This window comes from Sphingobium sp. VMM (genome assembly GCF_056790315.1).
The window spans coordinates 122,516-135,075 of the sequence record NZ_JBXGSI010000006.1 but is presented as its reverse complement, the minus strand read 5'-3'; the positions used below and the strand labels follow the sequence as shown (position 1 = coordinate 135,075).

Annotated in this window: 9 protein-coding genes and 1 tRNA gene; 3 read left to right on the top strand and 7 right to left on the bottom strand. The window is 65.1% G+C overall.

Annotated elements, in window-relative coordinates:
* The first annotated feature begins 160 nt into the window (after nt 1-160).
* Nucleotides 161-631 carry a hypothetical protein gene (locus ACUCV3_RS09775; protein WP_048937345.1) on the top strand — a complete coding sequence of 157 codons (471 nt, stop codon included), beginning with the start codon at nt 161-163 and terminating at the stop codon, nt 629-631.
* Between the two features lie 48 nt (nt 632-679).
* Here ACUCV3_RS09775 and ACUCV3_RS09770 read toward each other — a convergent pair whose 3' ends face one another.
* From ACUCV3_RS09770 to thyA, 4 genes are all read right to left on the bottom strand, one after another.
* On the bottom strand, nt 680-1,975 hold the full coding sequence (locus ACUCV3_RS09770; protein ID WP_048937346.1) for a dihydrolipoamide acetyltransferase family protein: 1,296 nt from the start codon (nt 1,973-1,975) through the stop codon (nt 680-682).
* Between the two features lie 103 nt (nt 1,976-2,078).
* Nucleotides 2,079-3,083 (bottom strand): alpha-ketoacid dehydrogenase subunit beta, encoded by a 1,005-nt coding sequence (locus ACUCV3_RS09765; protein ID WP_048937382.1) that lies wholly within the window; start codon nt 3,081-3,083, stop codon nt 2,079-2,081.
* Between the two features lie 53 nt (nt 3,084-3,136).
* Nucleotides 3,137-4,432 carry a 3-methyl-2-oxobutanoate dehydrogenase (2-methylpropanoyl-transferring) subunit alpha gene (locus ACUCV3_RS09760; RefSeq protein ID WP_010337241.1) on the bottom strand — a complete coding sequence of 432 codons (1,296 nt, stop codon included), beginning with the start codon at nt 4,430-4,432 and terminating at the stop codon, nt 3,137-3,139.
* A 117-nt stretch (nt 4,433-4,549) separates the two neighbouring features.
* Complete coding sequence (gene thyA, locus ACUCV3_RS09755) at nt 4,550-5,485, bottom strand: thymidylate synthase (RefSeq protein ID WP_048937347.1); 936 nt, start codon at nt 5,483-5,485, stop codon at nt 4,550-4,552.
* Between the two features lie 204 nt (nt 5,486-5,689).
* Here thyA and ACUCV3_RS09750 point away from each other — a divergent pair, with 204 nt between their 5' ends.
* Complete coding sequence (locus tag ACUCV3_RS09750; protein WP_048937348.1) at nt 5,690-5,965, top strand: JAB domain-containing protein; 276 nt, start codon at nt 5,690-5,692, stop codon at nt 5,963-5,965.
* A 104-nt stretch (nt 5,966-6,069) separates the two neighbouring features.
* A tRNA-Pro gene (locus ACUCV3_RS09745) sits at nt 6,070-6,146 on the top strand.
* A 171-nt stretch (nt 6,147-6,317) separates the two neighbouring features.
* Here ACUCV3_RS09745 and ACUCV3_RS09740 read toward each other — a convergent pair.
* From ACUCV3_RS09740 to ACUCV3_RS09730, 3 genes are read right to left on the bottom strand one after another with little or no spacing between them, the layout of a single operon-like run.
* Complete coding sequence (locus ACUCV3_RS09740) at nt 6,318-8,135, bottom strand: response regulator (protein ID WP_048937349.1); 1,818 nt, start codon at nt 8,133-8,135, stop codon at nt 6,318-6,320.
* Nucleotides 8,125-9,000, bottom strand: a complete 876-nt coding sequence (locus ACUCV3_RS09735) for a CheR family methyltransferase (protein ID WP_048937350.1) — start codon at nt 8,998-9,000, stop codon at nt 8,125-8,127. The genes ACUCV3_RS09740 and ACUCV3_RS09735 overlap by 11 nt, the downstream gene beginning before the upstream one ends.
* The gene (locus ACUCV3_RS09730; protein ID WP_048937351.1) at nt 8,985-12,398 is read right to left on the bottom strand and encodes a response regulator; all 3,414 of its coding nucleotides are present in this window, start codon (nt 12,396-12,398) and stop codon (nt 8,985-8,987) included. Before ACUCV3_RS09730 ends, ACUCV3_RS09735 begins: the two co-directional genes overlap by 16 nt.
* Nucleotides 12,399-12,560 lie beyond the last annotated feature (162 nt).

Here is a 12,560-nt window from a genome sequence, read left to right as displayed (position 1 = left end):
ATCCGTCCCCTGTGCATTCGCCATGTTGCTCTGCACCCGGCGCTCCGGCCGGTCAAATGCCATCGGCGAATCGCATCAGGAAGACGGCAAACAGGGGCTTAACCAAATATTGGGGAGACTGGCCGTAGGAGATGCGGACATTCGATAAGGGGGATATCGCATGGCAAGAGGGTTGATCGCGGGACTGGGCCTGATCGCAGGCATGGCCGCATCCTGGCAGGCCGGGGCGCAGGATATGCGGCTCGACAGCCGGACCTTCGTCGAACGGGTGCAGGCCGACATCAATGGCCGCCCGCGCCGCACCATCGCCAATGCCGAACGCGCCATGTCGGGCGACCAGTTGATCGTCGTGGTCGACTGGCGCCATGAAGGCAGCCGGACGGCCCATGGGCTGACCGTGGTTCGCCAGGTGCCGCGCGGCACCCTGCTCGACCTGACCGATCCCGCCATGCAGGCATCGGTCGATGGCGGCGCCCATTGGGGCCGACTGGAGCAATTATGGCTGCCGACGCCGCTGGGCGGTGTCCGCCGCGCTACGCCCGAGGATATTACCCATATACGCTGGCGCCTGCCCGACAGCGTGGCACCGGGACAATCGGGACGGCTGACCTATCGGGCGCAGGTGCGCTGACGCAGGCTGGACCGGGGCGACAATGGCCGCCCCGGTCCCGTGCATTCATCAGCCCTCGAACAGCAGGACCGGCGTTTCCAGCAGCTTGCGCACCGCCTGGACGAAGCTGGCCGCGTCCCAGCCGTCGACCACGCGATGGTCGCAACTGATCGACAGGTTCATCAGCTTTGCCGCGACGATCTCCTTCCCCCGGAACATCGGCCGCTCGATCACCCGGTTGGGGCCGATGATCGCCACTTCGGGTCGGTTGATGACCGGGGTGGTGGCGATGCCGCCGAGGGCCCCAAGCGACGTCAGGGTCAGGGTGGAACCCGACAGTTCGGCCGACGTCGCCTTGCCGCTGCGCGCGGCGTCGGCGAGGCGGCGGATCTCGGTCGCGAGTTGCCAGACATTCCTGTCCTGCGCGTCGCGGATCACCGGGACCATCAGGCCCGCGTCGGTCTGCGTCGCCATGCCGAGATGGACGGCGCCATGGCGCGTCACCACGCCCGCCTCGTCATCATAACGGGCGTTGAGCATCGGGAAGTCGGGCAGCGTCCTGCAGATCGCCACGATCAGCAGCGGCAGCATGGTGAGCTTGGGCCGATCGCCGCGGTGCGCGTTGAGCTGCGCCCGCGCCTCCTCCAGCGCGGTGACGTCGATTTCCTCGACATAGGTGAAATGCGGGATGTGGCGCTTGGACGCGGCCATATTTTCGGCAATGCGGCGGCGCATGCCGATCACCTTCACCTGCTCGTCGGCGCGCGGTGCGGTACGGCCGGCCGGGCGATAGCCCTGCCCCGAACCGTAGAGGAGATAGGCGTCGAGATCGGCGTGGCGGATATGGTCGCCGTTCGGCTTCACCAGGGCGAGATCGACACCCAGTTCCCTGGCGCGTGCGCGGACGGCAGGGGACGCGAGGATGGGGGCGGCAACATCAGGCCCCCTCCCTTCCAGGGAGGGGTTAGGGGTGGGTACCGGCGAAGCCGGTGCTTCTGGCTCAACGGCAGGCAGCTCGCTTTGCTCGCCACCCACCCCCGGCCCCTCCCTGGAAGGGAGGGGAGCATCAATGGAGGCCTCGACCGTTTCGACCGACGGCACGGGCGCGGCAGCCGCCCCCTCGCCTTCCGTCTCGATCTCCACCAGCATCGATCCGATCGACACCTGATCGCCCGGCTCGCCGGCCAGGCGGACGACCGTGCCCGCGACCGGGCTTTCCATCTCGACCGTCGCCTTGTCGGTCATCATGTCGGCGATCGGCTGGTCTTCCTCGACCCGGTCGCCGACCTGGACGTGCCAGCCGACAATCTCCGCCTGCGCAATGCCTTCGCCGATGTCCGGCAGCTTGAAGGTGAATAGGGCCATCTTACTCTCCGTTCGTGTCGAGCGAAGTCGAGACACGTTTATCATAGGGCGGCGCTTCCGTTTCTCGACTTCGCTCGAAACGAACGGAAGGGGTGCGGGATGGTCAGTCCCGCATGATCTTGTTGATGGCTTCGCGGATGCGCACGGGGCCGGGGAAATAGGCCCATTCCAGACTGTGCGGATAAGGCGTGTCGAAGCCGGTGACGCGCTCGATCGGCGCTTCGAGATGATAGAAACAGCGTTCCTGCACCAGCGCCGACAGTTCGGCGCCAAAACCGCTGGTCCGCGTCGCTTCATGCACGATCAGGCAGCGGCCGGTCTTCCTGACCGACGCCTCGATCGTGTCGATATCGAGCGGCACCAGGCTGCGCAGGTCGACGATCTCGGCATCGATGCCCAGCTTCGCCACGGTATTTTCGACGACATGGACCATCGTGCCATAGCAGAGGATGGTCAGCGCCGCGCCGGGGCGGGCGATCCGCGCCTTGCCAAGGTCGATGCGATAATAGCCCTGCGGCACCTGCGCATCTACATGGCCCGCCCAGCTCTTGGCCGGCGTGTCATAATGGCCGTCGAACGGGCCATTATAGATGCGCTTGGGCTCGAAGAAGATGACCGGGTCATTATCCTCGATCGCCGCGATCAGCAGGCCCTTGGCATCATAGGGGGTGGACGGGATCACCGTCTTGACCCCGGACACATGGGTGAAGATGCCCTCCGGGCTCTGGCTGTGGGTCTGGCCGCCGAAGATGCCGCCGCCAAAGGGCGAGCGCACCGTCATCGGCGAGATGAACTCGCCGGCCGAGCGATAGCGCAGCCGCGCCGCCTCGCTCACCAGCTGGTCGAGCGCGGGATAGATATAGTCGGCGAACTGGATTTCGGGGACCGGCCGCAGGCCATAGGCACCCATGCCGACCGCGACGCCGATAATGCCGCATTCGGTGATCGGCGTGTCGAACACCCGGTTCTTGCCATATTTCTGCTGCAAGCCCGCGGTGGCGCGGAACACGCCGCCGAAATAGCCGACATCCTCGCCCATCACCACGACATCGGGGTCGCGGCCCATCATCACGTCCAGCGCGCTGTTGATCGCCTGGATCATGTTCATCTGGACGGGTTCGTCCTGGCCGCCGGCGGCGACCGTTTCCATGCGCATGTCGTTCACAGCCCTGCCGCCTTCCATTCGTCGAGCATCTGCTGCTGCTGTTCCTTCAGGTGCCAGGGCATGTCCTCGAACACGTCCTGGAACATGCTTTCCATCGGATGGTGGAGGCCATGGCCCAATATGCCGTTCTTTTCGGCCTCGCGCGCGGCGTCGCGGACCATCTCGGCCAGTTCCTGGTCCATCGCGGCGTGGCGTTCCTCGTCCCAGATGCCCAGCGTGATGCAATGCTGCTTCAGCCGCGCGATCGGATCGCCGAGCGGCCATTTGCTGCTTTCCTCGGCCGAGCGGTAGGCGGTCGGATCGTCGGACGTGCTGTGCCCTTCGACGCGATAGGTGAAATGCTCGATCAGGGTCGGGCCGCCATTGGCGCGGGCGCGATCGGCGGCCCAGCGGGTGGCGGCATAGACGGCCAGCACGTCATTGCCGTCGACGCGCAGCCCGGCAATGCCATAGCCGATCGCGCGCGCGGCGAAGGTGGTCGCTTCCGCCCCGGCAAAGCCGGAGAAGCTGCTGATCGCCCACTGGTTGTTCACCACATTCATGATGACGGGCGCGCGATAGACGCTGGCGAAGGTGCAGGCCGAATGGAAGTCGCCCTCCGCCGTGGAGCCCTCGCCGCACCAGGTGGCAGCGATGCGGGTATCGCCCTTGGCCGCGCTCGCCATCGCCCAGCCCACAGCCTGGGGATATTGGGTGGTGAGGTTGCCGGAGATGGAGAAGAAGCCGGCCTCGCGCGCCGAATACATGATCGGCAGCTGGCGCCCCTTCATCCGGTCGCCCTTGTTCGAGTAGATCTGGTTCATCATGTCGACGATGGACCAGTCCCGCGCGATCAATATGCCCTGCTGGCGATAGGAGGGGAAGCACATGTCGTCGCGCGACAGGGCAAGCGCGGCGCCGATCGACACCGCCTCCTCGCCGGTCGACTTCATGTAGAAGCTGGTCTTGCCCTGGCGCTGGGCGCGGAACATGCGGCCGTCGAAAGCGCGGGTCAGCGCCATGTAGCGCAGCATTTTGAGCAGCGTGTCCGCCGGCAGCTTGGGGTCCCAGGCGCCGACCGCATGGCCATCCTCGTCCAGCACGCGGACCAGCCCATAGGCGAAGTCGCGCATCTGCGACGGGTGGGTCGCCTCGTCCGGACGCGGCGCCGCGTCGGCCGCGGGAATGTCGAAATGGGTGAAGTCCGCGCTTTCACCGGGCCGCGCGGGCGGCTCGGGCACATGCAGCTGCAGCGGCGGCAGGTTGCGCCCCTGCCCGTCCGTCACAGCGCCGGATTCGATCGAATCGGTCATCCTGCCTCCTATTGTGCGTTGCAATAATATTGCTTGTGGCAATTATTATATTTCAACGCCGCGCAAGGCAAGCCTTACTGACCCAATTCCTTTTCGCCTGTCGCCTTCGCTGTCACCTCAGACGGCGACGGGCGCGGAAATATGGGCCTGCGGCGCATAATCCTGCACCTCGAAATCCTCGATCCCATAGTCGAAAATGCTTGAAGGCCGGCGATTGATCCGCAGCTTCGGCGCGCCCGCCGGGGTGCGGCTGATCTGCTCCTCCACCAGATCGGCATGGTTGAGGTAGAGATGGACGTCGCCGCCCTGCCAGACCACCTCGCCCGGTTCCAGATCGCATTGCTGGGCCAGCATCCGGGTGATCATCGACAGGCCAAAGATGTTGAAGGCAAAGCCCAATCCCAGGTCGCAGCTGCGCTGGAAGAGCAGGCCGTTGAGGCGGCCATCGGACACCTGGAACTGATAGGTCATGTGGCAGGGCGGCAAGGCCATCTGCGCGACTTCCGCGACATTCCAACCGGTGAAGAGCAGGCGGCGCGAACCGGGGTTGGTGCGAATCGCATCGACCAGCGCAGCGATCTGGTTGTGGCCCTGCGCCGCCCGGCGGAACAGGCCGTCGCCGACCGGCTCGTAGCGCGGCCAGTTCACCCATTGGGCGCCATAGACCGGACCGAGATCACCCCATTGCCGGGCAAAGGCTTCATCCTCGATAATTCGCGCCTCGAACGCGTCGCGGTCGATATCCTCGCCGGTCGCCTTGCGGTAGCTGTCGAGCGGCCAGTCGGTCCAGATATGGACATTCTGCTTCACCAGTTCGCGGATATTGGTGTCGCCGGTCAGGAACCACAGCATCTCGCGCGCGGCGACCTTCCAATAGACCCGCTTGGTGGTGAGCAGCGGCACCGCATCGTCGGCCAGCGAGAATCGCAGGGTCGCGCCCAGGATCGATCGGGTGCCAACGCCGGTGCGGTCAATCCGCTCGTCGCCATGGCGCCAGATATGGCGCATCAGGTCGAGATATTGCTCTTCATAATGGGGCGGCTGCGGCGACATGGCGTGCAAGGTCGGTGATCCTGGGATGGGAATGAATCTGGGCGTTCCGTCCATGTAGCATCCCCCCTGCCCCGCTGTCCCGACCAAAGGTCGCGCCATAACGGATGCGACTGCCGGCCCGGCCCGCTCCGTTCCGCCACTACGGATCATTCCGCGTCTCCGCTCCCGGCCCATTGCTGACAGGCTGCGTGCCTAGGGGGTGCGATGCTGACATTGGTGATTCTCGACGAGGACGGCCAGCCGCGCGACCGGCTGCACCCCGATGGCAACTGGCCCTGTCTGGTGGCTCATCTGCTGGCCAGCGATGCGCGACGGGTCATCCTGCACCAGCGGCGGCACAGTGCGGCGCCGCAGCCGGTCGACATCGCCCTGACCCGCAGCCTGCACCGCCGGCTGCGGGCGCTCGACATCCACCTAGCCGACCATCGGATCGACACGCCGAGCGGCTGTTTCAGCTTCCGCGATGCGGGTCTTTTGTAGAATTTTCAAAAAAGCGCATCAGGTGGCTTGCCAGCCCTCAAACCCCTCTCTATAGGCGCACTCCTGCCTTACGGGGCCGCCCCAAAAGCGGCTTCGGCACCGGTCGGGGAATAGCTCAGCCTGGTAGAGCACTGTCTTCGGGAGGCAGGGGCCGGAGGTTCGAATCCTCTTTCCCCGACCAACTTATTCGCCCGAACTTCGGTTCGGAACGATAAGCAGAAAAACCCCGGACTTCCATCGGAAGTACGGGGTTTTTGCGTTCTGTTTCCTTGCATGCCCTTTGGACCGCGGACCGACCGAGGGCATAACGAACCCGGTTCGGTACGCCCCCTGTCCTGACTTCAAGAGCCTATTACTTCTCGGTTGCCGGCACCGCCAATTTGGCAATCGCGTCGATCAAGTCGGCGACCTTGAAGGGCTTTTCGATCACCGGCACCGCATCGAACGCCTCGGGCAGATGATCGCGCCCATAGCCGCTGACGAACAGGAAGGGTATCGCCCGGTCCGCCAGGACACGCGCAACCTGCTCCACCCCCTCACCCTGGAGATTGCCGTCAAGCAGCACCAGGTCGCATTCTGCCTGATCGATCAGGGCCAGCGCATCGGCCACGGTCGCAGCCTGCCCGACGATATGGCCGCCCGCATCCTCCAGCGTCGCGGCCAGTTCGAAGGCCACCAGCGGCTCATCCTCGATCAGCAGCAGGCGGCGGCCGCCCAGATGCGCCTTGCCGTCACTGCCACTGCCGCTCGCGCCCTGTTCTCGAGGCGCCGGACGCGCCTTCTTGCGCAGGCGCGGGCTGGAGGCATAGGGCAGCGTCAGCGTCCATCCCATGCCCTCGGCGCCGTAATGGGGCTGGGCACTGCCGCCGTCGGAACGCAGGCTGCGCTCGATCAGCGCGGTGCCGAAGCCGCGACGGCTGGGCGGTTCGACCGGGGGGCCGCCGCGTTCGCGCCAATCCAGAACCAACTGGTCATTGGTCAGGCGCCATTCCAGTTCGACACGGCCGGCCGGGGCCGACAGCGCACCATATTTATGGGCGTTGGTCACCAGTTCGTGCAGCACCAGCGCCAGGTGCAGCGCCGGTTCGGGCCGCAGGTCGACCTCCGGCCCGTTCCAATGGAAGCGTTCTCCGTCGATCGCGCCGATCGTCACCTGCCCCTCGATCAGATCGCCCAGCCGCGCGGCCTGCCAGGTTTCGCCGCTCAGCAGCGAATGGGCGCTGGCCAGCGCGTGGATGCGACCGATGAAGGTCGGGGCGAAATCGGACGGGCCGGACGAATGGCGCAAGGTCTGGGTGGCGATCGCCTGGACTGACGCCAGCGTGTTCTTCACCCGGTGGTTAAGTTCGCCGATCAGCAGCTTCTGCGTTGCCTCCGCCCGCTTGCGTTCGGTCACGTCAAGGATCTGCAGGCTGATCGAGAAGAGCCGGCCGGCGGCATCGCGCAGCGCCGAGCAATAGCATTCGCAATCGAGGGTCAGCCCCTCGGCCGTGTGGAAGCGCAGCAGGCGGTTGGTGCGCGGCACGGTGCCGGCGATCATCTCGTCCATCAGGCCGGCAAAGTCGCCACGCTGGCTGTCGTCCAGCCATTTGAGTTCGGACGCACCAAAACCAGCCACTTCTGCCGCACGCCAGCCGAACAGTCGTTCCGCCCCCTTGGACCAGGCAACGACATGGCGCTGGGCATCGATTTCCACGATCGCCAACGGGCTGTTGTCGCCATGGGCCTGAATGCGGGCCAGCGCCGCGGCATGGCTGTCCCGTTCCCGCGCCAGTTCCTGCCGCTGCTGGAACAGTTCGACGAACAAGGCGACCTTGTGCCGCAGAATATGGGGATCGACCGGCTTGAACAGATAGTCGATCGCGCCGCTTTCATAGCCGCGAAACTGGCGCCGCTCGTCGGTCGCCACGGCGGTCAGGAAGATGATCGGCACACGCCGGGTCCGTTCCGTGCCGCGCATCAGTTCGGCCAGCTCGAACCCGTCCATACCCGGCATCTGCACGTCGAGCAGCGCCAGCGCGACATCCTCCACCAGCAGCAGTTCGAGCGCCTGCATGCCCGATCGCGCCTTGATGAGGGTCACGCCCTCGTCCGCCAGCAGCGCTTCAAGCGCAGTCAGATTTTCCTCAACATCGTCGACCGCCAGGATCTTGGTGGGCTCAGGCTGCATGGTCGAGCGCCTTCAGATCCTGAAGGTTGCGGCGATAGATTTTCTCGCCCTCGTCGAAATCGGCAAAGCCATCGGAATAACGCGAGAAGCGCAGCGTTTCCTTCGAGCCCAGCCCGAGGAAGCCGCCGCGGACCAGCGATTCCCCGAACAGGCCGAGCGCGCGGTCCTGCAATTCGCGATCGAAATAGATGAGCACATTACGGCTGGACACCAGCTGTACCTCCCCGAAGACCTGGTCGCTCGCCAGATTATGTTGTGCAAAGACCGCGCGGCGACGCAGCGTCTTGTCGAAGACGGCAGCGCCATAGGCGGCAGTATAATAATCGGACAGCGAGGCCTTCCCACCCGCAAGCCGATGATTTTCGCTGAATTGCGGCAGACGATCGATGGCGTAGATGCCCGCTTCCGCCTTTTCCAGCGCGGCCGGGCTGATGTCGGTGCAGTAGAAGATCGTGCGATCCTCCAGCCCTTCCTCGCGGAACAGGATCGCGAGCGAGTAGAATTCCTCGCCATTGGCGCAACCGGCGATCCATACCTTGAGCGAAGGATAGGTCTTGAGATGCGGCACGACCTGCTCGCGCAATGCCCGGAAATAGGCGGGATCGCGGAACATCTCGCTCACCTGGATGGTGAGGAAGCCCATCAGGTCGGCGAATACGGCGGGATCGCGCAGCAGCAGATGCTGAAGCTGGGACAGGCTGTCGCAGCCATGCTGATGCTGGGCACGGGCCAGCCGGCGATGCAGCGATCCGCGCGAATAGCCGCGAAAGTCGTAATGATAATGGCGGAAGATCGCTTCGAGCAGCAGGTCGAGCTCCAGCTCGTCCCGCGGCCCGAAATGTTCTTCCATCAGCGCGGCATCCATACACGCACCAGGCTGAGCAACTTGTCGACGTCGAGCGGCTTGGCGAGATAGTCGTTGGCACCGGCCGCCAGACATTCCTGCTGGTCCTGCGCCATCGCCTTGGCCGTGAGCGCGATGATCGGCAGGCCCACGCCCCAGCCCTGCTTTCGGATTTCGCGCATCGCGGTCAGGCCGTCCATTTCGGGCATCATCACGTCCATCAGCACGAGATCGACCTTGGGCGCATCGGCGCGCGCAGCCTCTTCGAGCGCGACAAGCGCCTCGCGGCCATTGCGTGCGATACGGACATGAACCCCATGGGGTTCGAAAATGCTCGTGAGAGCATAAACGTTCCGTATATCATCCTCGACAACCAGAATATTTTTGCCTTCCAGCGCCTCGTCGCGGCTGAGCGAACGGGCGATCAACTGCTGCTGGGGTTCGGGCAGTTCCGACACCACCTGATGCAGGAACAGCGTCACTTCATCGAGCAGCCGTTCGGGCGATTTGGCGCCCTTGACGATGATCGACTTGGAATAGCGGCGCAGGCGCAGTTCCTCCTCCGCGCCAAGGTCGCGGCCGGTATAGACGATGACTGGCGGGAAGCCGACGCTGTCGTCTGCGCTCAACCGTTCGAGCAGATCGAAACCGGACGCATCGGGCAGGTTGAGATCGAGCACCATGCAGTCGAAGGTCTCGCGGCCCAGCATCTCGAAACATTGGGCGGCCGAATGGGCCTCCAGCGTCTCGACCTCACGCGAGGCGAGCAGCAGCTTGATGCTCTCGGCCTGCTGGGCGTCGTCCTCGACCACCAGAACCCGGCGCATGCGCTGGGCCATGCGCGCTTCGAGCCCTTCGAGCATGTCGATCAGCGCGTCACGCTTCACCGGCTTGAACAGATAGCCGATCGCGCCGCTGGCCAGCGCCGCCTGGCTGTCATCATCGACCGACACGACATGGACCGGGATGTGGCGGGTGCGCATGTCGCGCTTGATCCGGTCGAGCACCGACAGGCCGGTATGGTCGGGCAGGTTCATGTCCAGGATGACGGCATGGGGCAGATATTGCCGAGCCATCAGCGCGCCTTCGTCGGCGGTGCCGGCGATCAGGCACTGGAAGCCCTGTTCATGCGCGATGTCGCACAGGATGCGGGCGAAGACCGGATCATCCTCCACGATCAGGATCAGGCGCGAATCCCCGGACAGGGTTTCGCGATCATCCTGGGTATCGACCAGGCTGGCGACACGCTGGCGCGCGGGCGCCACCGGCTGGGGCCGCGGCGCTTCGGCCAGGCTGATCGAAGGCAGATGACTGAGCGCGGGATCGAAGCGATCGGGCAGCAGCAGCGAGAAGGCACTGCCCTCGCCCGGCTGGCTTTCGACGCGCAGTTCGCCGCCCAACAGCCGCGCCAGTTCGCGCGAGATGGATAGGCCAAGGCCGGTGCCGCCATATTTGCGGCTGATCGTGCCATCGGCCTGGCGGAAGGGTTCGAAGATCAGCTTCTGCTGCGCTTCCGCAATACCGACGCCGCTGTCCTGCACGGTGAAGGCGACCCGGCCATCCGCATGCCGGCCGACGGTCAGCGCGACCTCGCCCCGATCGGTGAACTTGATCGCATTGGACAGGAAATTCTTCAGCACCTGCTCGACGCGCTGCGGATCGGTTTCGATCTCGACCGGATCGGCGCCGGCGGCGAGGCGGAAGGACAGGCCCTTGGCCTGGGCCGAGGGCGCGAAGATCGCCTGCAGCTTGTCCAGCATCGGCGCGATCCGCACCGAACGCGGCTGCAATTCCAGCTTGCCCGCCTCGATCTTGGAAATGTCGAGAATGTCGTTGATCAGGGTCAGCAGGTCATTGCCCGACGTCTCGATCGTCTCGGCATGACGCACCTGATCGGCGCTGAGATTGCCGGCACGATTTTCCGCCAGCAGGCGTGCCATGATGAGCAGCGAGTTGAGCGGCGTGCGCAGCTCATGGCTCATATTGGCGAGGAATTCGGATTTGTAGCGGCTGGCCTGATCCAACTCGGCGGCCTGTTGCTGGAGCGACAGCTGGGCACGGGCGAGATCGTCGCGCTGCGCCTGCATGTGGCGGGCCTGCTCCTCCAGCTGGACATTGGTCTGTTCCAGTTCGCTCTGCTGCGCCTCCAGGCGGGAGGCGGAGTCCTGAAGCTGGCGGCTCTGGGTTTCCAGCTCGTCATTATTGGCGCGCAGTTCCTCGCCCTGGGCCTGCAATTCCTCGGCCTGGCGCTGGGTTTCCTCCAGCGCGTCCTGCAACCGGGCGCGGAAACGGGCCGAACGCAGTGCGATGCCCATGCCGGCGCTCGCTTCCTCCAACAGTTCGAGCACACGGTCATCGACCGGATCGAAGGCGCCCAGTTCGAGCACCGCATTGACGACGCCGTCGGTCACGGTCGGCACGATCAGCAGATGGCGGGGACGATCGCGGCCAAAGGCCGAGCCGATCGTCAGATAATGATCGGGCACGTCATGCAGCAGTTGCGCCCGCCCTTCAGCCGCGACCTGGCCGAGCAGCCCTTCCTTGGCGACGAAGCGCTGCGGCATGTCGGCGTCGGCCGGCACGCCCAGCGTCGCGACGCGGTTGAACTGGCCTTCCTCCCCCTTGAACAGCGCACCGCCCTGGAAGCCGAGATAGCGCGCGAGGAAGGCGAGGATCGCCTCCCCCAGCTGCTCGACGCTCTGGTCGCCACGCATGGCGTCGGCCAGCCCCAGATGCCCCGCCTGCAACCAGGCCTGGCGCGCGCGCGCCTTGCTGTTGCGGCGCACCAGCAGATAGACGGCGATGGTCAACACCACGCCCAGAAGGCCGGTGACAAGCCCCGACATGATCGCGGTCTGCGAGGCCGATGCCATGTCGGCGAGGCGGATTTCCCGCAGTCGCAATTCCTCACGCGCCATCGTGTCGAGCTGGGCCCGGACGGCGTCCATTTCCTGCTTGCCGCGGCCGGTGGTAACGATCGTCAGCGCCTGGATGATGCTCTGGTTGCGCCGCGCCTCGATCGTTTCCCTGAGTTCGGCAAGCTTGGCATCGACATGACGCCGCAGGCGGGCGAGATTATTCTGCTGGGTCGGGTTGTCGCGGGTCAGCCTGCCCAGCGCATCGAGCCGGCCGGGCATGGTCGCCACCGCATTCTCATAGGGCTCCAGATAGCCGCGGTCGCTCGTCAGCAGATAGCCACGCTGGCCGGTCTCGGCATCCTGCGCGGTCGAGAGCAGTTCGTCGAGCGCGATCAGCACATTATGGGTATGGCGGATCGCCCGGTCGCTCTCGCCCAGGCCTTGGATATTGAGATAGGCGACGGCGCCGCTTACCAGGAAGAAGGCAATTCCGAGGAACAGGCCCAGCGCCGCCCATGCATCCGTGCGCCCGCTGACGGAGCCAAATTTCGCCTTGCCCATTATCATCCTGTTGTCGTTGCCGTGACGGAGGTGCCGACTAAGGGGCATTTCCGCGCGAAAGCAAGCGCCACCTTGCGCCGGAGCGCCAGGGCTGATCGAGATCAACCTTTTGATGTGCCTGATCGCATCCCGAGCACCCGCGACCATTGCGCACAGGCTGCA

Excerpts from the sequence above, each read along its gene's own strand:
- ACUCV3_RS09775 (WP_048937345.1), top strand. The coding sequence starts at position 161 with ATGGCAAGAGGGTTGATCGCGGGACTGGGCCTGATCGCAGGCATGGCC.
- ACUCV3_RS09770 (WP_048937346.1), bottom strand. The coding sequence starts at position 1,975 with ATGGCCCTATTCACCTTCAAGCTGCCGGACATCGGCGAAGGCATTGCG.
- ACUCV3_RS09765 (WP_048937382.1), bottom strand. The coding sequence starts at position 3,083 with ATGAACATGATCCAGGCGATCAACAGCGCGCTGGACGTGATGATGGGC.
- ACUCV3_RS09760 (WP_010337241.1), bottom strand. The coding sequence starts at position 4,432 with ATGACCGATTCGATCGAATCCGGCGCTGTGACGGACGGGCAGGGGCGC.
- thyA (WP_048937347.1), bottom strand. The coding sequence starts at position 5,485 with ATGTCGCCGCAGCCGCCCCATTATGAAGAGCAATATCTCGACCTGATG.
- ACUCV3_RS09750 (WP_048937348.1), top strand. The coding sequence starts at position 5,690 with ATGCTGACATTGGTGATTCTCGACGAGGACGGCCAGCCGCGCGACCGG.
- ACUCV3_RS09740 (WP_048937349.1), bottom strand. The coding sequence starts at position 8,135 with ATGCAGCCTGAGCCCACCAAGATCCTGGCGGTCGACGATGTTGAGGAA.
- ACUCV3_RS09735 (WP_048937350.1), bottom strand. The coding sequence starts at position 9,000 with ATGGATGCCGCGCTGATGGAAGAACATTTCGGGCCGCGGGACGAGCTG.
- ACUCV3_RS09730 (WP_048937351.1), bottom strand. The coding sequence starts at position 12,398 with ATGGGCAAGGCGAAATTTGGCTCCGTCAGCGGGCGCACGGATGCATGG.